This is a genomic window from Tabrizicola sp. (assembly GCF_034366665.1).
Lineage (GTDB): Bacteria > Pseudomonadota > Alphaproteobacteria > Rhodobacterales > Rhodobacteraceae > Tabrizicola.
In genome coordinates this window covers 70,498-95,270 of sequence record NZ_JAXMMF010000096.1, presented here as the reverse complement: position 1 = coordinate 95,270, position 24,773 = coordinate 70,498, and the positions used below count along the sequence as shown (strand labels likewise).

Sequence of the window (24,773 nt, the reverse complement as noted above, 5' to 3'; positions counted from 1 at the left end):
TCCCAAGAACCGGTCGCCATGCAGCCTTCGTCCCGCCTTCTCGCCTTGCTTGTCCTTGGCACTGCGCTTTCCAGTGCCCCCGCTTTGGCCGAAATGTCGGGCACGCTGAACCTGAACGGTGCGACGGGCCTGATCGACATGCCGTCGGGTGATGCGCAGAAGGATGCGACGTTTTCGTTCTCGACTGCGCTGATCGGGCCGGTCACCCGCGCGACGCTGAGCTTTCAGTTCAGCGAACGTCTGTCGGGGTCGTTCCGCTTTCAGACCTGGCGCGACTGGGACACGCTGATCCCGGGCGATGCCGAGGAAAGCGACCGCAGCATCGACCTGCGCTACCAGATCCTGAAAGAGGGCAAGATCGCCCCGGCGCTGACCATCGGGTTGCAGGACCTGACGGGGCAGGGGCTGTTTTCGTCCGAATATCTTGCTGCCACCAAGACGTTCGGCGACAAGGTCAAGGTGACGGCAGGCCTGGGTTGGGGGCGCTTGGGGACTGATGGCGGCATCGGCGCGCCCTTCGGCAGTCGTCCTGCGGTCGATCCGCTGGGGGTGCCGAACAGCGACCAGTGGTTCCGCGGCGAGGCGGCGCCATTTGCGGGCGTGGAATACAAGGTCAACGACAACTGGACGCTGAAGGCAGAATACTCGTCCGACGCCTATGTGCTGGAAGACGCCGAGCGCGGGTTGATCGAGCGTGACAGCCCGTTCAACTTTGGCGTCGAATACCAGCGCAACCCCTACATGCGCTTCGGGGCCTATTCGCTTTACGGGTCCGAATTCGCGTTGGCCTTCCACATCATTCTGGACCCGAAAAGCCGGGCCACCGGCGGCATCGTCGGCAAGGCCCCCGTCCCGGTCAAGGCGCGGCCCGCCCGCGCGGCCGACCCCGAGGCTTATGACAGCGGCTGGGTCAGCCAGCCCGACGCCGGACCGATCCTGCGGCAGAACCTGGCCAAGCGCCTGGCCAAGGACGGGATTGCCGTGGAAAACCTGGCCTACACGGCCGACACCGTGCAGGTCCGCATCCGCAACGGCCGGATCGACGCCGGATCGCAGGCCATCGGCCGCACCGCACGGGCGCTTAGCCACGTCATGCCCGCCTCGGTCGAAGTGTTCGAGATCGTGCCCGTGGTGAACGGCATCGGTGCCTCCAAGGTCACCATCCGCCGCAGCGACCTGGAAGCGCTGGAATACACCGCCGACAACGCATCCCTGCTGCGTGAGCGGGTGACGGTCACCGACGCCGGTCCTGCGCCGGCCTGGTCGCTGGGCGACGAAGAACTTTACCCCAAGTTCCGCTGGAGCCTGCGCCCCGTCGTCCGCCTGTCCGAACCGATGGAGGGTGACATCGGCCTGCGGCTGTCGGCGAACTACGACATGGCGCCGGGCTGGGTGCTGTCCGGCTCGATCTACAAGGAACTTGCCAGCAACCGCGAGGGATCGGTCTCGACCTCGACCTTGCCGCGCGTCCGCACCGATGGCTCACGCTACAACGAATTCGGCGATCCGGCGCTGGAGAAGCTGACGCTGGCCTGGTTCGCCCGCCCGGCTGACAGCCTGTATTCCCGGGTCTCTGTCGGCTATCTGGAGCGGATGCATGCCGGGGTTTCGGGTGAGCTGTTGTGGAAGCCGGTGGACAGCCAGCTCGCCCTTGGGGCCGAGGTGAACTACACCAGGCAACGCGACACCGATGGCGGTCTGGGCTTTGGCGAATACGACTATGACATCGTCACCGGCCACGTCTCGGCCTACTACGATTTCGGCAACGGCTACCTGGGTCAGCTGGATGTCGGCCGCTATCTGGCGGGCGACGTGGGCGCGACCGTGTCGGTCGACCGTGTCTTCGCCAATGGCTGGCGCGTCGGGGCCTTTGCCACGGTGACCGACGTCAGCGCCGAAGAGTTTGGCGAGGGTGGGTTCGACAAGGGTGTGCGCCTGACCATCCCGTTCAACTGGGCGCTGGGCACCGACACCCGTCGCGGCCTTGACCTGAACTTCCGGCCCAACGGCGGCGACGGCGGCGCGCGCCTGAATGTCGACGACCGGCTGTATCAGTCGATCCGCGAATATCACACCGACGGGCTTGACCCCGATTGGGGAAGGGTCTGGCGGTGAAGCATCTGAAACTGGCGCTGGCCGGGGTGGCGGCTTTGGCCCTGCTGGCGGGCTGCGGCAACGACAAGACGCCCAACCCGATGGCCGCTGCTGTTGGAGCCGTGGCGAAAACCGGGATGGCGAAGCTGAAGGGGCAGGGGGCAGAGGCAGCGCCCGCTGCCCAACCCGCCTCGCCCCAGGACCTGCGGGCCGAGCTGGCGCAAGCGGGCCAGCCGATCCTCTTGGTGTCGTCGCAGGCGCTGGGGCAGACCGGGTTCCTGACCGTCAGCGACGCAAAGGGCGGTGTGCTGACCTGGGCCACCCCCGATGGCGCGACCTTCTCGCAGCGCGATGGCGTGCTGATCCAGACCCGCGGCCTTGGCTTCGACCTGATGTCGGCCCAGACACCTTCGGTCGGGCAGCTTCGGCAGGTTGGAACGCCCTACCAGCGGCTTTACTTCTTCCTTGGTCCCGACGACCAGGGCACCCGGCGCACCTATGACTGCGTGACCAGCAGCGTCGGCACTGAACGCATCGAGGTGGTGGGCCGCGCTCATGCGACCACCCATCTGACCGAGACCTGCACCCGCAGTTCCGGCGGCGGCAAGATCACCAACGAGTTCTGGATCGAGGGCGCGATGATTCGCCAGTCGCGCCAATGGGTCAGCGCCGGACTGGGCTACATCGACTTTGCCCGCGTCATCGACTGACCTTACGCCCTAAATCTGACCCTAGCCCGCCGTTTTGGGGCGAAACTGCTGCCGATTGCGCGCAGTTTAGGGTAATCTTTACGCATCCGGTTCAGAACCCATGCACCGGGCAGGCCAGACGCCTATCCTTGGACACCGACGCCGATACGGACACGCTGACAGGAGGGCCGGATGAAATCGCTGATCGCAGTCGCGCTGTTCCTGGCGCTTGCCGCGCCGCTTCAGGCTGGTGGCCCGGTTGTCGTGGTCGAAGAGCCGCCCGTCGTGGTCGAGGAAGGCGCTGCCTCCAGCAAGGGTCTTCTGCCCTGGCTGATGGTGCCCCTGGTCCTGTGCATCGTGATGTGCGGCGCGGACGAAGAGGCGGACTGACGGCCTAGTAGTCCTTTTCCAGGAAGACCCCGATCCCGGTCTCACCATCGGCACCCACGCGGCCCTTGACCGTCACGCCATCGCGCAGGTCCAGGTTCAGGTTGATCTGGCTTTTGCCGTCCTGGTCGATCTCGACCTCGGTATAAATATTCTCCGAGATGTACTTGCCCGCCTTCAGCGCCGCCGATCCATCCTCGGAGGTGGTGACATCCAGGTCATCCAGTCCGAAGTTCCGCCGCAGGTTGCCCACCAGCCCCACGCCGCTGCGGCCCGCCAGGACGGCCACGGCATTGGCCAACTGCGCTGCCTGCAGGGCCGAGATCTTGTCCAGCCCGCGACCGAACAGAAGCTGGGCCAGCACCTCTTCCTGCGGCAGTTCGGGCGACGAGCTGAAGCTGACCACCGGATCGTTGGCCGGGCCTTCCACGGTCACCGTGCTGGTGATGCCGTCGCTGTCGGTGCTGGCGGCCACGCTGATCTGCGGGATCAGGCTGCCCTCAAGGCTAAGGTCGGCGCGCGACAGGACCAGGCGGCGGCCCAGGATGTCCAGCCGACCTCGGATCAGCTGAAAGCCGCCGGCGGGGCGCACATCGTCGGTCGTGCCAAGCAGGCGCAACTCTCCCCCCAGTTCGGCGTCGATCCCCCGACCCCGGATGAAGACCTGCGACGGGGCCGAGATGGTGATGTCCAGGCCGATGGGCCGCGCCTGCCCCCGGGCGCCGCGGTCGTTGGCGTCCCCCAGAAGGCCCGCCTTGCGCCGCGTCTCGCGGACCGGGCCGGGTTCGCGCGCATGGTCGATGTCCAGCAGTGCGGCAGCCGAACTGAAGCCCGAGGCGGGGACCCGAACCTCGGTCTCCGACAGTTGCAGGGCACCCGACAGAAGCGCTCCGCCCTGAAGCGGGCCACGCAAGGCCAGCGTGCCGCTGACCCGCGTGTCGAAAAGCTCGGGGTCATAGAGCCGCAGCGCGTCCAGCGTCAGCGCCAGGTCGGCGTTGCGCGCGCCGGTCAGCTGGATCGGCCCGTCCACCCGCAGCCGCCCGCCCGAAGACAGGCCCGACGTCGCCTGCAACTGCACCGATCCGCCTTGCAGCGTCCCGATCGCCTCGACCCCCTGCAGCGCAAGGCCCAGGTTCGGATCGACGATGCGCCCGTTCGACAGCGTGATGCGACCCGACAGCGAGGCCAGCGTCAGCGGCCCCTGCAGCCGCAGGTCATAGCCGATGTCCCCCGAGGCGGACCTTGGCGCAATGAACAGGTTCGCCAGCCCCGCCGCCCCAGAGCCCCGGATCGCCAGGTCGGCCGAGCCGAAACCATTCGCGATGCGGCCCGCCACCGTCGCGCGGATCTGGCCGGGACCCGACCCGGTCAGGTCCACTGCATAGCCTGTGGCATCCTGCGTGGCGGTTCCGCCAAATGTGAGCGGCCCCTCAAGTTCGGGGACGATCAGCCCAAGGTTGGCCAGCCGCGCTTCCAGGTCGATCCGGCGCGTATCCCCCGCAATCTCGCCCCGCGCGGTGGCGGAAAGCTGCGGGTTCCCCAGCTGCGCCAAGCGCACCTGCAGGGCGCCGTCCTTAAGGCCAAGGTCCAGCTCCAGCCGGCTTTCCCCCGCGAGAAGCCGGTCGGCCTGGGGACTGCCCAGCCGCAGCGACTGCCCGGTGCCGGACAGTTGCAGCCGCCCGTCCTGGGGCAGTCCGGTGAAGCTGCCCTCCAGCGCCAGCGCGCCGCCATAGCCCGGGCCAAGCACCGACAGGTCGTCCAGCCGCACGGTGCCCGAAAGGTTCGTGCCCTCGTTGGACAGCGTGCCGCTGGCCTTTGCCACCAGCCCGCCCGCAACCAGGTCAAGGGTGCGCAGGATGGTCCCGCTGTCGTCCCGGCGGATCGAGCCGGCAAGCGTGGACCGCCCGGCCAGCAGCCGGTCGACCTGTGGCACGTCCAGGCTTAGGCCGGTGCCGTCGAAGGCCAGGTCCAGATCGAAGAACCCCGACAGTCGGCTGGCTGACCCGCTGGCGACCAGCGTTCCCGACCCGCCCAGCGGCCGCCCCGCCAGCCCCGAGAACCGCGCGAAGTCCTGTGCCTGAACGGTCAGCTTGCCGCTGGCCAGGAAGGCATCCTCCAACCCTTCGATCTTGACCGCCCCCACCCCGGTCAGCCCCGCGCCTTCCAGACGGATATCGGAAAACTGAAGGGCACCCGCGCCCTCCTTGAAGAACATCCGCAATGAACCCGCGATCTCTGTCCCCAGCGCACGGGCCAACGCCGGATCGGTGGGCGCGATCCCCGACGCTGCCAAAGTCAAAGTCCCGCCAAAGCTGTTTCCCGCCGAGGTCCGACCGATCCGGCCCGAGCCGCCCAGGTCCGCCCGCGCCAGCTTAAGGTCCGGGCGGTCCAGGCCTTGCAGCGTGACCTGACCCGACCAGCCCTCACCCCCGACCTCGGTCTTCAGGCGGAAGTCGGCCCGCGCCAGCCGGGTATCGGCGGCGAAGGGCAGGGCCACAGGTTCGCCATCCGGCGCGGCAAGCGTTCCGGTGACGTCGAACCACTCGGGCAGCCCATCCGCCGCGATCTCGGCCGTTCCGCCCAGAGTCAGTGACCGGGTCGCAAGGTCGAAGCGGTCCACTGTCGTCCGGCCCGCAGCCGTCCGCCGCGCGTCCAGCTTCAGCGCCACTTCGTTGCCGAAGAAGGCCACCTGATCGGGCGCAAGCACAGGCGCAAGGTCGCCCGACAGGTCCGCCAGCAGGCGATAGCCCGATGGCTCGGCCGCCTGCAGCTGCACGGTGCCCTGCAGCCGCTCGGCCCCGTCGGTTGCCAGGGACACATCCGCAAGGAAGTCGTCGATCGTTCCTTCGCCCTGCACCCGCAGCAAGGCCGAAGGTCGGCCCGGCACGCCCAGCAGGTTGACGAAGATCCCCTCGCCGTCTTCCTCGGCCACCAGGTCCAGGCCCAGTACCCGCGACACGTTGGAATAGGCGGCGTCCAGCGTGATCTTGCCCTGCGGCCCCTCGCCCGTGCGCAGAAGGTCCAGATTGGCCCGCCCCTCTCCGCCCGACAGCTGCATCGAGGCTTCCAGCGTCCCCGTCACGGTCTGGCCCAGCACGGCGGGCGCAAGCTCGATCCTCTCGGCCGCCACCCGGTCGACGCTGATCGAGACCGGCAACTCGGGCAGGCTGAACCCCGAGGCCTCGGCATCGGGCACGCCGTCATCCGTCTCGGGCAGCCGGGCGATGATGATCTCTTGCGCGGAAAGTTCGCTGACGTTCAGCTCGCCCGAGAAGAGGGCCGAGCGGCTCCAGTCCAGCACGACGCCGTTCAGCGTGATCCAGACGCCCTGGTCATCGGCGATGGTCAGCTGCTGGATGGTCGCCTGCGACGACAGCGCACCCGCAAAGCCGGTCACCGTGACCTGACGCCCGGCGTCGGACAGGGTGTCCTCCAGGAAAGCGGTCAGGTAGTCGCGGTCGTCCTCTTGCGCGAAGGCGGGCTGCACCAGGACCGGGGCGGCAGTCAGACAGGCGATCAGGGCGAGCCGCATCAGAAGGACTGCCCCAGGCCGACGTAGATCTGCACCCCGTCGCCGGTCTTGCCGCTGATGGGCGAGGCGACGTCCAGCCGGATCGGTCCCAGCCCGGTCTCGTAGCGCAGACCGAGGCCCGCCCCGGCGTGCGAGTCCGAGAAACCTCCCGTGAACCCGTCCAGCCCGATGCTGCCCCAGTCCACGAACCCCACGACGCCGATCTTGTCGGTAACCTTGGCCCGCGCCTCCAGCGACCCGGCCAGGAAATACTTGCCGCCGATCAGGAACTGCGGCCCGAACCCGCGCGCCACCGCGATTCCCAGCGACCGGTAGGGCTGGCCCCGCACCGTGCCGCCCCCACCCGAGAAGAACAGATCGTCCCGAGGGGTTTCCAGAAGGCTGGAGCCGAAGACCGCCCCCGCCTGCGCCCGTGCGGCGATGACAAAGCGCCCCGGCTCGCCCAGGCTGCGGTAGACCCGGCCATCCATCGTCGCCCGCAGACCCGAGCCCGTGGTGCCGAACCCGGCAAAGGGCTTGGCCTCGGCGTCCAGGTAGAAGCCTTTGGTCGGACTGTTGGCCACGTCCCGCTTGTCCCAGGTGACGCCGATGGGCAGCGACAGATTGCGGAATGTGAAGCTGCCGCCGGGGTCGCTGCCGTCCAGATAGTCGTAGGTCAGGCCGACCCGGGCGGTCAGCGTCTCGGAAAAGATGTGGCTGAACTTCAGCCCGAAGGTGACCGAATCCAGCGCATAGTCGATCTCGTCTTCGTGGCTGTAGCCCAGCACCAGACCCGCCGTGGTGTCCGGCGTCAGCGTTGCCGGGCGGTCCAGCGTCACCTCGACCCCGTAGTCGATCCCGCTTTCGCCCGAGCCGATGTTCGTCACGTCCGCCGCAACGCCCAGCCGTTCGCCCCCGCCCAGAAGGTTGCGGTGCAACCATGCCGCGGACAGCGATACCCCGTCCAGGCTGGCGATCTCGGCCCCAAAGGAATAGCGGCGGGGCTTCTGTTCGACCACAGTCGCGGTGATCCCCAGCAGGTCGGGCGCCGTGACCTGTTCGTCCTCGGTCAGCGCCACCGAGGAAAAGATGCCGGTTCGCCGCAACCGGGTTTCGGCGCGGCGCAGTTCGGTCTCGCTGAAGGTCTCGCCTTCCGGGAGGCCCGCGATCTTGGCGATGCGACGCTCACGCATCCGCTCCTCGCCAGTGATCTCCAGCCGGCCGAAGCGCAGTTTCGGACCGGGCGTCAGGCCAACATCGGCGTCCAGGCGCCGCGCGGCATGGTCGGCCACGATCTCTTCGCGCGCGACGAAAGCCCTGGCGTGCCCCGACTCGCGCCAAGCCTTGATCGCCACGTCTACCGCTTCAGCCACGGCCCCGCTTTCCGCCACAGCTCCGGCACGAAAGCCTTGGGGCAGTTCACTGTCCGGGGCCAGCGGGGCGACCCGCGCCAGCCCGAAGCGGAACGGATCACCGGGGTCCACGTCGATGCGGATCGCCGAAATCGCCGTCGGGGCCTCCAGCGCCGGGATGGCCGCCGCCTCGCGTCCGTCGATGCGGATGCGGATCACGACCGAGTAATGGCCCCTGGCATACATCGCCGCCAGGATACGGGCATAATCCGCCCGGGCAGCCGCCAGCAGGTCCTGCGGATCGGTCTGGCCCTGCGCCTGCAGCGACCGCACCTGCGAGGCATCCTGCACCGCCTGGGTCAGGTCCGCGGACCCGCCGGCAACGACGAAGTCCAGCCGGTCCAGCGCATGAGCAGACGCTGCGCCAAGGCCCAGAAGGACCGCAGCGACAGCCCCCTGGACCCGCAGCACTTGATGACTGGAAAACACGCCTCGGACCCTCATCGGCAGCCTTAGCCGGACTATTGCAGCTTGTGCCGACCCCTTCAATCTAAGGAAACCGGATTGGGCAGACTTGGGTTCCCGTTTGTCGTCATTCTTCTGTGACCCGCAGGCTGCATCACTGCGCCAACGCAGGAGGGATGGCAGATGACCGACGACGGCTATGATCTGGACGAGGCCTATCAGATCGACGGTCCCGACGCAGCCCGCCGCATGTATGGCGACTGGGCCAAGACCTATGACGACAGCTTTGGCGCGGCCTGGGGCTACATCGCCCCGCGCGAGATCGCGGCGATCCTTGACGCCGAGATTGGGCCTGAGGCCGAGATCCTGGACATCGGCGCGGGCACCGGCCTGGTGGCCGAGCACCTGCGCGGCCGGACCGTCGATGCGCTGGACATCACGCCCGAGATGCTGGAGATCGCCCGCCCCAAAGGCGTCTACCGCAGCCTGATGCTGGGCGACCTGACCAAGGCGCTGGACATCCCCGACGCCACTTATGACGCGGTGGTCAGTTGCGGCACCTTCACCCACGGTCATGTCGGCCCGGAATGCTTCCCCGAGCTTCTGCGCATCACCCGCCCCGGCGCTGTCTTCGCCTGCGGTACCATCGGCGCGGTGCTGGACGGGGCTGGCTTCGGGTCCGAACTGGCGCGGCTGGTGGCGCAGGGCCGGATCACTCCGGTCGGCTGGCGCGACATCCCGATCTACGAAGGGGCCGACCACCCGCACAAGGACGACCGGGGCCTGGTGATGGTGTTCCGCAAACTCTGACGGCCGCTCGTCGAGCACTTCGTGCACTCCTCGCTTGGGCGCTTGCGAAGAGTGCACGAAGTGCTCGATGAGCATCCCCCTTGCAGACTCGGGGGCGGGGGCGTATATCCCCCTCAACAGCTGCTTCCGGGTCCAAACCTGAAGCTACCGAAAGTCACGGGCGGGCCGCTGGGTCCGCCTTTTTGTTTCTGGAAACTGAATGTCCGATCTGATCGCCAAGACTGCCATCGACCGCCGCCTGGCTGACATCGTCGGCCCGGTGATCGAAGGGCTGGGCTTCGAACTGGTCCGCATCCGCCTGATGGGCGGCAAGACGCGGGTTTTGCAGATCATGGCCGACCGTCCTGATGGCGGGATCGGCGTCGATGAACTCGGCGACATCTCGACTGCCGTGTCTGCCGTTCTGGACGTGGAAGACCCGCTGGAGGACAACTACGTCCTGGAAGTGTCCTCCCCCGGGATCGACCGGCCGCTGACCCGGCTGAAGGATTTCGAGATGTGGAAGGGCTGGGAAGCCCGGATCGAGACGACGGAACTCATCGACGGCCGCCGCCGCTTCAAGGGGGATCTGGCGGGGGTCGAGGGCGACGAGGTCCTGATTACCATCGAGGACTCGGGCGAAGAGGTCACCATCGGGCTGCAGTTCGACTGGCTGTCCGATGCCAAGCTGATCCTGACCGACGCGCTGATCGCCGAGATGCTGCGCCAGAAGAAGGTTTCTGAACCGACTGACGGCCAGTTCGACGAAATCGAAGAAATTGACGGGCCAGACAACGACGGGGACGAGGACGACGAGCCTGCCCCCCAGACGAAACACTAGGGAGAGACGCCGATGGCAATCACATCCGCCAACCAGCTGGAGCTTCTGCAGACCGCCGAAGCCGTGGCGCGCGAAAAGATGATCGACCCCGACCTGGTGATCCAGGCGATGGAAGACAGCCTCGCCCGCGCCGCCAAGTCGCGCTACGGCGCCGAGATGGACATCCGCGTCAAGATCGACCGCAAGACCGGCCGCGCGTCCTTCACCCGCGTCCGCACCGTGGTCGAGGATGACGCGGTCGAGAATCACCACGCTCAGATCACCGCGAAGCAGGCCAAGACCTACCTGGCCGACCCGCAGCTTGGCGACGAGGTGATCGACGAAGTTCCGCCCGTCGACCTGGGCCGCATCGCCGCGCAGTCCGCCAAGCAGGTCATCCTGCAAAAGGTCCGCGAAGCCGAGCGTGACCGCCAGTTCGAGGAATTCAAGGACCGCAAGGGCACCATCATCAACGGCGCCGTCAAGCGCGAGGAATATGGCAACGTCATCGTCGACATCGGTCGTGGCGAAGGCATCCTGCGCCGGAACGAGAAGATCGGCCGCGAAGCCTATCGCATCGGCGACCGCATCCGCTGCTTCATCAAGGACGTCCGCCGCGAACCGCGTGGCCCGCAGGTTTTCCTGTCGCGCACCGACCCGCAGTTCATGGCCGAGCTTTTCAAGATGGAAGTGCCGGAAATCTATGACGGCATCATCGAGATCAAGGCCGTGGCCCGTGACCCCGGTTCGCGCGCCAAGATCGCCGTGATCAGCTACGACAACTCCATCGACCCGGTCGGCGCCTGCGTCGGTATGCGTGGCAGCCGCGTTCAGGCCGTGGTGAACGAGTTGCAGGGTGAAAAGATCGACATCATTCCGTGGAACCAGGACACCGCCACGTTCCTGGTGAACGCGCTGCAGCCTGCCGAAGTCTCGAAAGTCGTGTTCGACGAAGAGGCCGGGAAGATCGAAGTCGTCGTCCCCGACGAGCAGCTTAGCCTCGCCATCGGCCGCCGCGGCCAGAACGTGCGTCTGGCCAGCCAGCTGACGGGCCTTGATATCGACATCCTGACCGAAGCCGAAGAATCGCAGCGTCGTCAGGCCGAATTCGCCGAACGCACCAAGCTGTTCATGGAGGCGCTGGACGTTGACGAGATGATGGCTCAGCTGCTGGTGGCCGAAGGCTTCACCAACCTGGAAGAAGTCGCCTATGTCGACCTGGACGAACTGCTGTCCATCGACGGCTTCGACGAAGGCACCGCAGGCGAGTTGCAGGCCCGCGCCCGCGACTATCTGGAAGCGGCCAACGCCAAGGCGATGGAAAACGCCCGCGCGCTGGGTGTGGAAGACAGCCTGGTCAACTTCGAAGGCCTGACGCCGCAGATGCTGGAGGCGCTCGCAAACGACGGCATCAAGACGCTGGAAGACTTCGCCACCTGCGCCGACTGGGAACTGGCCGGTGGCTGGACCACCGAAAACGGTCAGCGCAAGAAGGACGAAGGCGTCCTGGAAAAGTTCGAGATGTCGCTTGAGGAAGCGCAGACCCTGATCATGACCGCCCGCGTGATGCTGGGCTGGGTCGACCCGACCGAACTGGAGCAACCCTCTGACGAGGTTGCCGAAGATGAGGAGGCCGAGGCCTGATCTCAGGCCTCGGGGACACGCGTTGACACGCGGCGGCCGGGAAAAAGAACGGGACGATCCGGAACGCAAGTGCATTGCGACCGGGGAAAGCCAGCCGAAAGCGGGTCTGATCCGCTTTTGCCTGGGGCCGGAAGGTCAGCTTGTGCCTGATGTGATGGGCAAGCTGCCTGGCCGTGGAATTTACGTCTCGGCCGACCGTGCGGCGATCGACAAGGCGGCGAAGAAGAATCTCTTCTCTCGTGCAGCCCGCCAGCCGGTAAAGGTCGCCGAAGGGCTGGCCGATCTGGTCGAGGCGCTGGTCCTGCAGCGGACCATCGAAATGCTTTCGATGGCACGCAAGGCGGGCGACGCGGTTACGGGTTACGAGAAGGTGAAGGACTGGCTGGTCAAGGGCACAGCGGTGACGCTGATCCAGGCCAGCGACGGGTCGGAACGGGGCAAGACGAAGCTGCACGCGCCAGATGGCGAAAAGGGCTTCATTGGTTGCCTTTCGGCTGGGGAAATCGGTTTGGCATTCGGGCGCGAACGTGCGATACACGCCGCGCTTGCCGCTGGTGGACTCAGGTCCCGTGTTGTAATGGAAGCGGCAAAACTCGCAGGCTTGCGTGGGCAGGCCGGTGGGGATGACGGCGGCGAGACCGCCATGAAGGATACGAAGAACGCATGAGCGATACTGACGGCAAGAAACCTCTTGGCCTTGGGGGCGCCCCCCGTTCCGGACAGGTGAAGCAAAGCTTCAGCCACGGCCGGACCAAGAGCGTCGTGGTCGAAACGAAACGCAAGCGCGTGGTGGTTCCCACCGCCGCCCCGAAGCCAGGCACGCCCGGCGCGGGCCAGTCGGCTGCGCCAACGAACTACGGTGATCCGTCGAAGCGGCCCGCAGGGATTTCCGACGCCGAAATGGATCGGCGTCTGGCCGCCCTTCGCGCCGCCAAGGCGCGTGAGGCCGAAGATGCCCTGCGCCGCGCCGAAGAGGACCGCATCCGCGAGGAAGACCGCGCCCAGCGCCGCGCCGAGATCGAGACCAAAGAGCGTGAGGATCGCGAACGCACCGAAGCCCTGCGCCTGAAGGCCGAGGAAGAGGAACGCGCCGCCAAGGCCGAAGCCGCCGCCAAGATCGCCGCGGCCGAAGCCCGCAAGGCCGATGTTTTGGGCACCCGTGCCCGGTCGACCACGCCGCCTCCGGCTGCTGCGGCCAAACCGGCCGACCGTGCCGCGCCGGCTGCGCCCGCCTCGACCGAAGATCCGCGCGGACCTGCCGGGGCCAAGCCCGGCCTTAGCCCTCGCAAGACCGACCGCGAAAAGGACGACCGTGGCGACCGGGGTGCCAAGCGTGGCGCCGGCGACGAAGGCCGTCGTTCGGGCAAGCTGACCCTCAGCGATGCGATGTCCGGCGACAGCGGCCGTCAGCGCAGCCTTGCCGCGATGAAGCGCAAGCAGGAAAAGGCCCGCGCCAAGGCGCTGGGTCTGGGTCAGAAGGCCGAAAAGCAGGTTCGCGACGTGCAGCTGCCGGAAACCATCGTGGTCTCGGAACTTGCCAACCGGATGGCCGAACGCGCCGCGGATGTGGTCAAGTCGCTCATGAAAATGGGCATGATGGTCACGATGAACCAGGCCATCGACGCCGACACCGCGGAACTGGTGATCGAGGAATTCGGCCACAAGGCGGTTCGCGTCTCGGACGCCGACGTCGAACAGGTCATCGACACCGTCAAGGATGCCGACACCAGCCTGATGCCGCGCCCCGCGATCGTCACGATCATGGGCCACGTCGACCACGGCAAGACCTCGCTTCTGGATGCGATCCGCAAGGCCAACGTCGTCTCGGGCGAAGCGGGCGGGATCACCCAGCACATCGGCGCCTACCAGGTGAAGACGCCCAACGGGCAGCTGGTGACGTTCCTTGACACGCCCGGCCACGCGGCCTTCACCTCCATGCGTTCGCGCGGGGCTCAGGTGACGGACATCGTGGTGCTGGTGGTCGCGGCCGACGATGCCGTGATGCCGCAGACGATCGAGGCGATCAACCACGCCAAGGCCGCCAAGGTCCCGATGATCGTGGCGATCAACAAGATCGACAAACACGAAGCGAACCCGCAAAAGGTGCGCACCGACCTTCTGCAGCACGAAATCGTTGTGGAAGCCATGTCGGGCGACGTGCAGGATGTCGAGGTTTCGGCCAAGACCGGCCTTGGTCTGGACGACCTTCTGGAAGCCATTGCGCTGCAGGCTGAACTGCTGGAACTGCGGGCCAACCCGAACCGGGCAGCCTCCGGTGCCGTCATCGAAGCCAAGCTTGACGTGGGCCGTGGCCCTGTGGCGACGGTGCTGGTCCAGAACGGCACCCTGCGCAAGGGCGACATCTTCGTCGTCGGCGAGCAGTGGGGCAAGGTTCGCGCGCTGATCAATGATCAGGGTGAGACGATTGCCGAAGCCGGTCCGTCGGTTCCGGTCGAGGTGCTGGGTCTGTCCGGCACTCCGTCCGCCGGTGACACCCTGAACGTCGTCGAGACCGAGGCGCAAGCCCGCGAGATCGCCGATTACCGGATCAAGACCGCCAAGGACAAACGTGCCGCGGCGGGTGCTGCGACCACGCTGGAACAGCTGATGGCGAAGGCCAAGGCCGACCAGTCCGTCGCGGAACTGCCGATCCTGATCAAGGCCGACGTGCAAGGCTCTGCGGAAGCCATCGTCCAGGCGATGGAGAAGATCGGGAACGACGAGGTTCGCGTCCGCGTGCTGCACTCGGGTGTGGGTGCGATCACCGATACCGACGTGGCCCTGGCCGAGGCGTCGAAGGCCCCGATCATCGGCTTCAACGTCCGCGCCAATGCGACGGCCCGGGCGTCCGCCACCCAGAAGGGCGTCGAGATCCGCTACTACTCGATCATCTACGATCTGGTCGACGACATCAAAGCCGCCGCGTCGGGGCTTCTCAAGGCCGAGGTCCGCGAGACCTTCATCGGCTACGCGAAGATCCTCGAGGTCTTCAAGGTGTCGAACGTCGGCAAGGTCGCAGGTTGCCTGGTTACCGAGGGCGTTGCCCGCCGGTCGGCCGGGGTGCGTCTGCTGCGCGACAACGTGGTGATCCACGAGGGCACTCTGAAGACGCTGAAACGCTTCAAGGACGAGGTGAAGGAAGTCATCTCGGGCCAGGAATGCGGCATGGCCTTCGAGAACTACGAGGACATCCGGCAGAACGATGTCATCGAGATCTTCGAACGGGAAGAGGTCCAGCGCACGCTGGAGTGACCGGCACCTCCAGAGACTGTCACGAAAGCGCCGGGCCATTGGTCCGGCGTTCTTCTGTTTGGCCTGCTCCTCGTGCGCCTTCGGCTTCTCCTCGCTGTGGCTATAGCGAGGAGTGCCCGAAGGGCTTCGACGAGCGGCGGGTCAGAGCCAGTCGCGCAGGATGGGGATCAGGGGCAGGTCGGCAGGGGGCATCGGGTAGTCGCGAAGCTGATTCGGTTTGACCCAGGCCAGTTGCTGGCCCTCCAGCGAGCGGACCGTGCCCTGCCATTTCCGGCAGGCAAAAAGCGGCATCAAGAGGTGAAAGTCGTCATAGGCGTGGCTGGCGAAGGTCAGTGGAGCCAGGCAGGATGCCCAGGTGTCGATGTCGAGTTCCTCTTTCAACTCGCGGATCAGCGCTGTCTCGGGCGATTCGCCGGGTTCGACCTTGCCGCCCGGAAATTCCCAAAGACCCGCGAGGGACTTCCCCTCGGGCCGCTGGGCCAGAAGGACGCGACCGTCGGGGTCAATCAGGGCGACGGCAGAGACGAGGACGATTTTCATGGGCGGTCCTTGTGGGGAACCCCGGGGGCCAGCCCCCGGACCCCCGGGATATTTTCGGACAGATGAAATCAGGAGCGGTAGTCGGCGTTGATTTCGATGTAGCGGGAGGTCAGGTCGCAGGTCCAGACCGACCGCTTTGCCTTGCCGAGACCGAGGTCCACGGCGAAGACCAGTTCCTGGCCCTGCATGTAGGCTGCGCCGTCGTCTTCCTTGTAGTCGGGGTTCCGCCAGCCGTTCTGCGCGACGAGGATGTCGCCGAAGCGGATTGTCAGCTTGTCGCGGTCGGCCTCTGCGCCCGACTTGCCGACGGCCGCGACGATGCGGCCCCAGTTCGGGTCCTGCCCGGCCACGGCGGTTTTCACCAAAGGCGAATTGGCGATGGCGAAGGCAACCTTGGCGGCGTCCTCATCCGTGGCCGCACCCGTCACGCGCACCTCGACCAGCTTGGTGGCACCCTCGCCATCCCGCACGACCTGCAGCGCAAGGTCGCGCATCACACCTGCCAGGGCGGTCTCGAAGGCCTTCAGCGCCGGGCCTTTCAGCTCGGCCGCGGGGGATTGCCCGGTGGCGGCGATCAGGAGGGTGTCCGAGGTCGAGGTATCGCTGTCCACCGTGATCGAGTTGAACGTCGCGTCCACGTTGCGCGCGACCAGTTTTTGCAATGCAACCGCTGAAATTTTGGCGTCGGTGAAGATGTAGACCAGCATCGTCGCCATGTCGGGCGCGATCATGCCCGAGCCCTTGGCGATGCCGGAGATGTGGATCATCCCGCCTTCGCCTTGCACCGTCGCGGCGGCACCCTTGGGGAAGGTGTCGGTGGTCATGATTGCGTGGGCAGCCATCTCCACGGCATCTTCGGTCAGTGCGGCAACCAGGTCGGGGACCTTGGCGGTGATCTTCTCGAATGGCAGCGGCTCGCCGATGACTCCGGTCGAGGAGGAAAAGACGCGGGAGGCGGGGACCCCCAGCGCCTGGGCCACTGCGCCAGTGACGGCGGCAACGGCCTCATCGCCGAATTTCCCGGTGAAGGCGTTCGAGTTGCCGGAGTTCACGATGATCGCCGCCCCGGCATCTGCCGGGACCTTCATCGCCAATTTCGCCTGGCAGTCGCGGACGCAGCCCGACCGGGTCGAGGACCGGGTGAAGACCCCGGCCATCGTTGTGCCGGGGGCCAGGCGGACCAGCATCACGTCCTTGCGGTTCTGGTAGCGCACACCAGCTTCGACGGCGGCGAATTCCGCGCCCTTGATTGCGGGCAACACGGGAAAACTGGCCGGGGCCAGCGGCGAGACCGGCTTCATCGCCTTTTTCGCCGCCGCCACCACATCGCTGACCGCATCCTGCACTGCCTCGGCCATCGGACCGGCGGCAGCGGTGATGTTGTCCTTCAGCTTGCGGACCTTCTTCTTCAGCGCCTTCGCTTCGGCTTTCCAGTCAGTCTTTGCCATCACCGTCCCCCCAGGTTATCGCAACTTCAGTCGATCAGGGCCGAGTTCTTCAGCAGGGCCGGGTCCAGCCCTTCGCCTTCCCGTGTCACCGTCGCGCCCTTGGTCAGCTCTTCGATCTTCGCATTGATCGCGGTGTTTTCAACCTCGGCCGCAAGTTCGTCGCGCAGCTGGTCCAAGGTAGGTTTCTCGGCCACGCGGGTTTCGTTGACCAGGATCAGGTGAAAGCCGAAGTCGCTTTGCACCGGGTCGGTCACTTCGCCCACCTTGGCGGCGATGACGGCCTCCTCGAAGGGCTTGACCATCATGCCCAGACCGAACCAGCCCAGATCGCCGCCATTGGCGCCCGATCCTGTGTCCGTGGACTTGGCCTTCGCAATCTCGGCAAAGTCCGCGCCGCCGGCCAGTTCGGCCTTGATGGCGTCAGCCTCTTCCTTGGTGGCGACCAGGATGTGGGCGGCGTTGTATTCAGTCTGCGGGGCGGCGTCCTTGAAACGGGCGTCATAGGCCGCCTGAAGCGCCTCGTCGGTGACGGCGGTGGCGACGATGTTCTCGATCGCGATGCCCGATACGAGGCCGCGCTTGTCGTTTTCCAGGGTGGCGGCGACACGGGGGCCAAGCTCGCCCACGGACTGAGCCAGGACTTCCTGCTGGATCAGCTGGTTGTAGATGCCCTTGAACAGCACGTCATCCGCCAGCTGCTGGTATTCCGGCGGCAGCGTTTCGCGCAACGCGATCATGTGACCAAGCGTGATGTTCACCCCGTTCACGGTCGCGACCACGGTATCGGCGGTCTCACCCTCGGCCAATGCAGGGCCCGAAAGCGCCGCCGTCACTGCCAGAACCGACCAGAACTTCGAGCGTTTCATCATTTTCACCACCTCCTGATCGGGGCCGTCGCCCTGCTTAAGTTGACTATGCCGGTGCTTCCCCTTACATCGCGACAGTCGCGTGGAACGGGCCCATCCGGTCATGCTCTGGACCTTCTAGGGAAGGCCGTGGGGGCGGGCAAGCCCAACGGCCACACGATGCTGTCAGAGAAGCCGCCCCACGGAGAAAGCATGCTGGGTCTTGGATCGATTGCGCGGAAGGTGTTCGGGACTCCGAACGACCGCAAGGTAAAGTCCGTCCGCCCGGTGGTGGCGCAGATCAACGCACTGGAGCCACAGTTCCAGGCGCTGACCGATGAAGGCATCATCGCCAAGACGCGCGAGTTTCAGAAGCGCGTGCAAGAGGGCGGCGAAAGCCTGGAGGCGATCCTGCCCGAGGCGTTTGCCAACTGCCGCGAGGGTGCACGGCGGGCCTTGGGCCTGCGGGCCTTCGACGTGCAGCTGAAGGGCGGGATGTTCCTGCACCAGGGCAACATTTCCGAGATGAAGACGGGCGAAGGCAAGACGCTGGTCGCCACCTTCGCGGCCTACCTCAACGCGCTGACCGGCAAGGGCGTGCATGTCGTCACGGTGAACGACTATCTGGCCAAGCGCGACGCGGAATGGATGGGCAAGGTCTATGCCGCGCTGGGGATGACGACGGGCGTCGTCTATTCGCAGCAGCCCGACGCCGAGAAGAAGGCCGCCTACCGCGCCGACATCACCTATGCGACGAACAACGAGCTGGGCTTCGACTACCTGCGCGACAACATGAAAGCCTCGCTGGACGACATGGCGCAGCGTGGGCACAACTATGCGATCGTCGACGAAGTGGACTCGATCCTGATCGACGAAGCGCGGACACCGCTGATCATCTCGGGTCCCAGCCAGGACCGCAGCACGCTGTACTCGGCTGTGGACAAGGTGATCCCGCATCTGACGCCGGATCATTACGCGGTGGATGAAAAGACCCGCGGCGTGACCCTGACGGAAGAGGGCAACGACGTCATCGAGGATCTTCTGCGCCAGGCGGGCATCCTGCCGGAAGGGCAGAACCTCTATGCCGCCGAAAGCACGTCCATCGTGCACCACGTCAACCAGGCCTTGCGGGCGCACAAGCTGTTCTTCAAGGACCAGCAGTACATCGTCCGCGACGGCGAGGTGATGCTGATCGACGAATTCACCGGCCGCATGATGAAGGGCCGCCGGCTGTCCGAGGGCCTGCATCAGGCGATCGAGGCGAAGGAAGGGGTCAAGATCAACCCCGAGAACGTCACCTACGCCAGCGTCACCTTCCAGAACTACTTCCGGCTTTACGAAAAGCTGGGCGGCATGACCGGTACCGCCGCGACCGAGGCCGAGGAATTCCGCGAGATCTACGGTCTGGGCGTGGTCGAGGTTCCGACCAACCGTCCCGTCGCCCGGATCGACGAACATGACCAGGTCTTCCGCACTGCGCGCGAAAAGTATGACGGCATCGTCGTGGCCATCAAGGAGGCCCATGCGAAGGGCCAGCCGATCCTTGTCGGCACCACGTCCATCGAGAAATCCGAACAGCTGTCCGCGCTGCTGAAAGGCGCCGACATCCAGCACAGCGTCCTGAACGCGCGCCAGCACGAGATGGAAGCCAAGATCGTCGCTGACGCCGGCAAGCTTGGTTCGGTCACCATCGCGACGAACATGGCTGGCCGCGGCACCGACATCAAGCTGGGCGGCAACGTCGAGTTCAAGATCATGGAGGCCATCGCCGCCGATCCCGAAGGCGACCACGTCGCCATCCGTGCCCGGATCGAGGCCGCCCACAAGGACGAGGAAGAGGCCGTCAAGCAGGCCGGGGGCCTGTTCGTCCTTGGCACCGAACGCCACGAAAGCCGCCGGATCGACAACCAGCTGCGCGGCCGTTCGGGCCGTCAGGGCGACCCGGGTCGGTCGGCTTTCTTCCTGTCGCTGGAAGACGACCTGATGCGCATCTTCGGGTCTGAGCGGCTGGATTCCATCCTGTCCAAGCTGGGCATGAAGGAAGGCGAATCCATCGTTCACCCCTGGGTGAACAAGTCCTTGGAAAAGGCGCAGGCCAAGGTCGAAGGCCGCAACTTCGACATCCGCAAGCAATTGCTGAAATTCGACGACGTGATGAACGACCAGCGCAAGGCGATCTTCTCGCAGCGGATGGAGATCATGCAGGCCGACCACGTCGCCGACGTCGCCGCCGACATGCGCCATCAGGTGATCGAGGACCTTGTCGACCTGGCCATGCCGCCCAAGTCCTACCCGGATGCCTGGGACACCGACGCGCTGACCGCCTCGGTCCGCGACATGCTGAACATGGACCTGCCGATTGCCGACTGGGCTGCCGAAGAAGGCGTCGACCAGGCCGTGATCCAGGAGCGGATCGTCGAGGCCTCGGACAAGATGATGGCCGAGAAGGCCGAAAAGTTCGGTGCTCCGACCATGCAGACCATCGAAAAGCAGGTCCTCCTGCAAGCCATCGACAGCAAGTGGCGTGAGCACCTTCTGCGGCTGGAGCATCTGCGGTCGGTGGTGAACTTCCGCGGCTATGCGCAGCGCGACCCGCTGAACGAGTACAAGACCGAGGCTTTCCAGCTGTTCGGCAATCTTCTGAACTCCTTGCGGGAACAGACGACCCAGCAACTGTCGCGCATCCGTCCGGTGACCCAGGAAGAGCAGGACGAAATGGTGCGCCAGATGGCCGCCGCCCAAGCGCCAAAGGTGGTAGAAGCCGCTGCCGCCGCAGCACCCGCCGTGGCGCTGGCGGCCGCTCCGGCTGCGGAAGCTGCCACCCGGTTGGCCGGTTTCGACGAGGCCGACCCGACAACCTGGGGCAATCCGGGGCGGAATGACAATTGCCCCTGCGGCTCGGGCGAGAAGTTCAAGCACTGCCACGGTCGCCTTGCCTAGGGCGGCCGCTGCGGCCGGGGTGATTCCCGGCCGATCAGGGCAGCAATCCGTAAGCCTTCCCAATTAATGCCATTTCTCCGCCCCTATTGGGCTCTACCCCGGAAACGGTAACGATTCTCACCGGGGCACTGCCATGCTTTGGGGCAAAAAGGTTCTGCAAGTGTCCGCCGTTCTGGCGGTTGCGTTCGGAGCCGCCCATACAGCGGAACACCTGAAGGCTCCTGCGGCCCAGCATTCACTTTTGCTGACCGCAGCGGGTGCGGCGCGTGAGCCGCGCGCTGCCAGCGTTCCGTCGGAAAATCCCGCTGTTCCGGACTCGGCCTCGCTTAGCACGCCCGCCGATCCGGGGTTGGGTCAGGTCACCGGCATCACCACGGTCGCGGCTGCGGCACCAGGCTCGGCCGGCGACGGATGCCAGGCGCAGCTGTCGCTGGTTCCCCTTCCCGGCGCGATGATCGAGGCCAGCCTGATCGCGCCCTGCAACCGCGGCGAACGTTTCGTGGTCCGACATTCCGGCCTGTCCTTCTCGGCGCAGACCAAGGCCGACGGGATGGCGACCGTGATGCTTCCCGCACTGCGGCCCGACGCGATGGTTGCGGTCTATCTGCAGGATTCCCGTCTGGTCCTGGGCCGCGTCACCGTGCCGGACGCCGCATCCTACGCCCGCTATGCCATCAGCTGGGACAGCCCGGTCGAGATGGAGCTGCGGGTCATCGACGGCGACAAGGTGCTGATCGGCAGTTCGGCCGTGTCGGGGCTGGAGCAGGGCGTCATGGCGCTGGGGCATTCCAATCTCCCCTCGCCGGTTCTGGCCCGGGTCTACTCGGTTCCCGGCAAGGACCTGGGCAAGGCCGACATCACGGGCGAGCTGCGGATCACCCCGGCGACCTGTGGCCGGACCCTGCGGGTCGAGACGGCGCAGTCCAGCGGCGGCGTCGCCTCGACGACCGAGCAGATCATTGCCGTGCCGCTGTGCGGGACCGCAGGCGACATTCTGGTGTTGAAGAATCTTGCGCCTGGCCTGAAACTCGCCGCTCCTAAGTAAGGGTTCGGAACGGTCGATGGGTGTGAAGGCAGGACTCGCGGCGCTTTGCGCTGCGCTGTGCATTTCGGGGCCCATTGCCGCCCAGGATGTCACCCTTGTCGCCCGCGAGGGCGGCATCGTGCTGACCGGCACCCTGCAGGGCTATGACGGCGAATTCTACCGCATCGACACGGCTTACGGGCAGCTGACCGTGGACGGTCAGGGCGTCATCTGCGAGGGTCCAGCCTGCCCGGATCTGATCGCGCCAAAGGCCGTAATGCGGATTGTCGGCTCGCCCGATGCGGCCGGACTGCTGCCCGCGCTGTTCCAGGCCTTCGCCCAGGCGCGCGGCCTGGTCTATGAGGGCGGCACAGGCGCGGGGTTCCAGGCCCGCATCCTGGACCCCGAAAGCCGCAAGGACCTGGCCGAGGTGTCCTTCACGCCGATGCAGCCGGACCTTGCCACGGCAGCCGTGCAGGACGGGTCGGCGGACCTGAAGCTTACCTTCCGCGCCGAGCCGGATTTGGGCAACCACTCGGTCGCGATGGACGCGCTGGTGGTGCTGGTCGCCCCGGACAATCCCACGCCCGAGATTTCCACTGTCGAACTGGCAAAGATCCTGGGAGGAGAGGTGGACAACTGGGCAGAGATCGGCGGCCCGGACATGCCCATCGTGCTGCACGCCCTGGCCGCCGAGGCCGACTTGCAGCGTGCGCTGGGCGAAAGGCTTGGCACCCGGGAAATGCCTGCGGTTCAGCACCCCGACCTTGCGACGCTGGCCGATGCAGTGGCGAAGGACCCGTGGGCCATTGCCGTCTCGGGCCGGTCGGCGATTGCTCCGGCGCGGCGGATGCCCCTGACCGACAGCTGCGGCTTCCCCTTGCTGCCCACCGCGCTGGCGATCAAGGCCGAGGATTATCCCCTGGCGCTGCCGGTTCTGCTGCTGACCCCGAAGCGCCGCCTGCCCCTGCTGACGCGCGAGTTCCTGGATTTCCTGCGCACGCCCGAGGCGCAGGCGGCGGTCCTGGCGGCGGGCTTCGTCGACCGCTCGGCCAGCCGCCAGCCGATGACGGCGGACGGGCTGCGCCTGATCAACGCGATCCAGGGCGCGGGCGAGGATGTGACGCTGGACGACCTCAAGCGGCTGGCGGGGATCATGGACGGGGCGGACCGGGTCAGCCTGACCTTCCGGTTCGAGGATGGGTCGTCGACGCTGGACGCGCAATCGCAGGACAATCTGGTGGACCTGGCGCAGTTGATCGCGGCGGGGCAGTTCCGGGATCAGAAGTTGGTGCTGGCCGGCTTCTCGGACGGGTCGGGGGCGGCGCAGGCGAACCTGGCGCTGTCGGTCGAACGGGCGGCCAAGGTGGCGCAGGAACTGGCGGCAGTGGCGCCGGACCTTGCTGCGACCGACCTTCCGGTGGTCGAAGGCTTTGGCGAGGCACTGCCGATGGCCTGTGATGAAACCGCCATCGGCCGCCAGCTGAACCGGAGGGTGGAGCTTTGGGTGGTCCCCGACTTCGCCCCCGCCGAGGACCCGGCGCCCTAGGCCAGGTACTCGGTCAGGGTCGCCCTGGTTCCCACGGCCCAAAGCCGGTTCAGCTGCCGCTCGAAGGCCCCGGCGAACCGCGCGTCCTGCCCCAGATCGCCATAGACCGTCGTCATCTCCAGCCATGCCGACGGTCGCGCCTTGGCGGCCTTCGACCGGGCGACCAGCGCGTCCCAGTCGGGATCATTCGGCGGGATATGCGTGCCGCTGTCCGTTTCGCCAAAGCAATACCGGCACCAGAGCGCGCTGACCAAGGCCAGCCCCTCCACCGACCCGCCCGCCGCCAGCGCATCGCGGATGGAGGGCACGATGAACTTCGGCTGCCGGTTCGACCCGTCAAGGCACAGGCGGCGTTCGGTATCAGCGACCTCGGGGTTGCTGAACCGCTCCACGATCTTGCGGTAATAGTCGCCAAGGTTCGTATCGGGAACCGGGGGGATGTAGGGGATGATCTCATTGACCTCCACCTTGTCCAGAAGGCCCCGGATCAGCGGGTTCGCCATCGCTTCGTGGACAAACTCGATGTCCAGAAGCCCGCCCGGATAGGCTATGGTCGCATGGCCACCGTTCAGGATGCGGATCTTCATCATTTCGAAATTGTGGACGTGGGGTGTCAGCGTGACGCCGACCTTTTCAAAGGCCGGACGACCCGAGGGGAAGGTGTCCTCCAGCACCCATTGCCGGAACGGCTCGCAAGTGACCGGCACCGGATCATCGCCGAGGCCGAAGCTAGCCGCCATCTCGCGCTCGCGCGGGCCGGTCGCCGGCGTGATCCGGTCCACCATCCCGTTCGGGAATGCCACGTTGGCCGCAATCCAATCCGCCAGCGCCGGGTCCTTGATCCCCGCCAGCCCCACCACGGCGGCCTTCGTCACATGCCCGTTGCCCGGCAGGTTGTCGCAGGACATCACCGTGAACGGAGCCACCCCCGCTGCCTTGCGTGCTTTAAGCGCCGCGATGATCGCGCCAAAGGCTGTGCGGTGCGGGTCCGCCGCGTCCGCTGCGATCTCGGGGTGAGAGGGGTCAAACTCCCCCGTCGCCGGGTTGATGAAATAGCCGCCCTCGGTCACCGTCAGGCTGACGATCCGGATCTCCGGCCGTGACATCGCCGCGATGAGGGCCGCGTTGTCCGCCTGAACCGGTAGAAAGTCGATCATCGACCCCACCCGCCGTGCCGATTTGCCCTTCGGGTCCAGCTCGATCACCGTCGACAGACAGTCCTGAGCCTTCAAGGCATCCCGCATCCGCGCGTCGCCCTCGCGCACTCCGGCCCCCAAGATCGCCCAGTCGTGGTTCAGCCCCATCCCGAACAGGTCATCCAGATAGACGGCCATGTGCGCCCGGTGGAAGTTCCCAAGGCCGATATGGACGATGCCAGGGGTCAGCTTGGAACGGTCATATGAGGGCATTTGCACGGTCATGGC

17 protein-coding genes are annotated in these 24,773 nt (G+C 66.3%); 11 read left to right on the top strand and 6 right to left on the bottom strand.

Translation table 11 applies throughout. The annotated features are described in order from the left end of the window. Positions 1-18: 18 nt before the first annotated feature. The 3 genes from U1E69_RS13015 (at position 19) to U1E69_RS13005 (ending at position 3,173) form a co-directional block, all read left to right on the top strand. Positions 19-2,115, top strand: a complete 2,097-nt coding sequence (locus tag U1E69_RS13015; RefSeq protein WP_322244795.1) for a YjbH domain-containing protein — start codon at positions 19-21, stop codon at positions 2,113-2,115. After that, entirely contained in the window at positions 2,112-2,804 is a 693-nt protein-coding gene (locus U1E69_RS13010) for a YjbF family lipoprotein (protein WP_322244794.1), read from the top strand. Before U1E69_RS13015 ends, U1E69_RS13010 begins: the two co-directional genes overlap by 4 nt. 171 nt (positions 2,805-2,975) lie before the next feature. Continuing rightward, positions 2,976-3,173, top strand: coding sequence for a hypothetical protein (locus U1E69_RS13005; protein WP_322244793.1), 198 nt, complete (start codon positions 2,976-2,978; stop codon positions 3,171-3,173). A 4-nt stretch (positions 3,174-3,177) separates the two neighbouring features. Here U1E69_RS13005 and U1E69_RS13000 read toward each other — a convergent pair whose 3' ends face one another. Beyond that, positions 3,178-6,702, bottom strand: a complete 3,525-nt coding sequence (locus U1E69_RS13000; RefSeq protein ID WP_322244792.1) for a translocation/assembly module TamB domain-containing protein — start codon at positions 6,700-6,702, stop codon at positions 3,178-3,180. Then, a complete protein-coding gene (locus tag U1E69_RS12995; protein ID WP_322244791.1) occupies positions 6,702-8,504 on the bottom strand; it encodes an autotransporter assembly complex protein TamA in 1,803 nt (600 codons plus the stop codon). The genes U1E69_RS13000 and U1E69_RS12995 overlap by 1 nt, the downstream gene beginning before the upstream one ends. A gap of 177 nt (positions 8,505-8,681) precedes the next feature. Between U1E69_RS12995 and U1E69_RS12990 the strand changes: the two genes are divergently transcribed. The 5 genes from U1E69_RS12990 (at position 8,682) to infB (ending at position 15,003) form a co-directional block, all read left to right on the top strand. Then, complete coding sequence (locus U1E69_RS12990) at positions 8,682-9,308, top strand: class I SAM-dependent methyltransferase (RefSeq protein WP_322244790.1); 627 nt, start codon at positions 8,682-8,684, stop codon at positions 9,306-9,308. Between the two features lie 199 nt (positions 9,309-9,507). Beyond that, a complete protein-coding gene (gene rimP / locus U1E69_RS12985; RefSeq protein ID WP_322244789.1) occupies positions 9,508-10,128 on the top strand; it encodes a ribosome maturation factor RimP in 621 nt (206 codons plus the stop codon). 12 nt (positions 10,129-10,140) lie between these two features. Next, on the top strand, positions 10,141-11,751 hold the full coding sequence (nusA, locus tag U1E69_RS12980) for a transcription termination factor NusA (protein ID WP_322244788.1): 1,611 nt from the start codon (positions 10,141-10,143) through the stop codon (positions 11,749-11,751). A 22-nt stretch (positions 11,752-11,773) separates the two neighbouring features. Continuing rightward, positions 11,774-12,418, top strand: coding sequence for an RNA-binding protein (locus U1E69_RS12975; RefSeq protein ID WP_322244835.1), 645 nt, complete (start codon positions 11,774-11,776; stop codon positions 12,416-12,418). Then, positions 12,415-15,003, top strand: coding sequence for a translation initiation factor IF-2 (infB, locus tag U1E69_RS12970; RefSeq protein WP_322244787.1), 2,589 nt, complete (start codon positions 12,415-12,417; stop codon positions 15,001-15,003). The genes U1E69_RS12975 and infB overlap by 4 nt, the downstream gene beginning before the upstream one ends. Positions 15,004-15,144: 141 nt before the next feature. Here the strand turns inward: infB and U1E69_RS12965 are convergent, their stop codons facing one another. The 3 genes from U1E69_RS12965 to U1E69_RS12955 all read right to left on the bottom strand — a co-directional run bounded on the left by U1E69_RS12965 (position 15,145) and on the right by U1E69_RS12955 (position 17,860). Next, on the bottom strand, positions 15,145-15,543 hold the full coding sequence (locus U1E69_RS12965; protein WP_322244786.1) for a (deoxy)nucleoside triphosphate pyrophosphohydrolase: 399 nt from the start codon (positions 15,541-15,543) through the stop codon (positions 15,145-15,147). Positions 15,544-15,611: 68 nt separating this feature from the next. Beyond that, positions 15,612-16,844: a bifunctional glutamate N-acetyltransferase/amino-acid acetyltransferase ArgJ gene (gene argJ, locus U1E69_RS12960; RefSeq protein WP_416200284.1), complete on the bottom strand. Its 1,233-nt coding sequence runs from the start codon at positions 16,842-16,844 to the stop codon at positions 15,612-15,614. Between the two features lie 173 nt (positions 16,845-17,017). Then, a complete protein-coding gene (locus U1E69_RS12955; protein WP_322244784.1) occupies positions 17,018-17,860 on the bottom strand; it encodes a peptidylprolyl isomerase in 843 nt (280 codons plus the stop codon). Positions 17,861-18,049: 189 nt separating this feature from the next. On the opposite strand from U1E69_RS12955, the gene secA reads away from it, so the two are divergent. From secA to U1E69_RS12940, 3 genes are all read left to right on the top strand, one after another. Then, on the top strand, positions 18,050-20,776 hold the full coding sequence (gene secA / locus U1E69_RS12950; protein ID WP_322244783.1) for a preprotein translocase subunit SecA: 2,727 nt from the start codon (positions 18,050-18,052) through the stop codon (positions 20,774-20,776). Positions 20,777-20,909: 133 nt separating this feature from the next. Continuing rightward, positions 20,910-21,821 carry a hypothetical protein gene (locus U1E69_RS12945; protein WP_322244782.1) on the top strand — a complete coding sequence of 304 codons (912 nt, stop codon included), beginning with the start codon at positions 20,910-20,912 and terminating at the stop codon, positions 21,819-21,821. Between the two features lie 16 nt (positions 21,822-21,837). Beyond that, positions 21,838-23,349 carry a phosphate ABC transporter substrate-binding/OmpA family protein gene (locus tag U1E69_RS12940; RefSeq protein ID WP_322244781.1) on the top strand — a complete coding sequence of 504 codons (1,512 nt, stop codon included), beginning with the start codon at positions 21,838-21,840 and terminating at the stop codon, positions 23,347-23,349. Here the strand turns inward: U1E69_RS12940 and U1E69_RS12935 are convergent. Continuing rightward, positions 23,346-24,770, bottom strand: a complete 1,425-nt coding sequence (locus U1E69_RS12935; protein WP_322244780.1) for a mannitol dehydrogenase family protein — start codon at positions 24,768-24,770, stop codon at positions 23,346-23,348. The genes U1E69_RS12940 and U1E69_RS12935 overlap by 4 nt on opposite strands. Between the last annotated feature and the right edge of the window lie 3 nt (positions 24,771-24,773).

Coding starts and splice junctions, on each gene's coding strand:
- U1E69_RS12935 (WP_322244780.1), bottom strand. CDS start 24,770: ATGACCGTGCAAATGCCCTCATATGACCGTTCCAAGCTGACCCCTGGC.
- argJ (WP_416200284.1), bottom strand. CDS start 16,844: ATGAAGCCGGTCTCGCCGCTGGCCCCGGCCAGTTTTCCCGTGTTGCCC.
- U1E69_RS12945 (WP_322244782.1), top strand. CDS start 20,910: ATGCTTTGGGGCAAAAAGGTTCTGCAAGTGTCCGCCGTTCTGGCGGTT.
- secA (WP_322244783.1), top strand. CDS start 18,050: ATGCTGGGTCTTGGATCGATTGCGCGGAAGGTGTTCGGGACTCCGAAC.
- U1E69_RS13000 (WP_322244792.1), bottom strand. CDS start 6,702: ATGCGGCTCGCCCTGATCGCCTGTCTGACTGCCGCCCCGGTCCTGGTG.
- U1E69_RS12955 (WP_322244784.1), bottom strand. CDS start 17,860: ATGATGAAACGCTCGAAGTTCTGGTCGGTTCTGGCAGTGACGGCGGCG.
- U1E69_RS12990 (WP_322244790.1), top strand. CDS start 8,682: ATGACCGACGACGGCTATGATCTGGACGAGGCCTATCAGATCGACGGT.
- nusA (WP_322244788.1), top strand. CDS start 10,141: ATGGCAATCACATCCGCCAACCAGCTGGAGCTTCTGCAGACCGCCGAA.
- U1E69_RS12965 (WP_322244786.1), bottom strand. CDS start 15,543: ATGAAAATCGTCCTCGTCTCTGCCGTCGCCCTGATTGACCCCGACGGT.
- U1E69_RS13015 (WP_322244795.1), top strand. CDS start 19: ATGCAGCCTTCGTCCCGCCTTCTCGCCTTGCTTGTCCTTGGCACTGCG.
- U1E69_RS13005 (WP_322244793.1), top strand. CDS start 2,976: ATGAAATCGCTGATCGCAGTCGCGCTGTTCCTGGCGCTTGCCGCGCCG.
- U1E69_RS12940 (WP_322244781.1), top strand. CDS start 21,838: ATGGGTGTGAAGGCAGGACTCGCGGCGCTTTGCGCTGCGCTGTGCATT.
- infB (WP_322244787.1), top strand. CDS start 12,415: ATGAGCGATACTGACGGCAAGAAACCTCTTGGCCTTGGGGGCGCCCCC.
- rimP (WP_322244789.1), top strand. CDS start 9,508: ATGTCCGATCTGATCGCCAAGACTGCCATCGACCGCCGCCTGGCTGAC.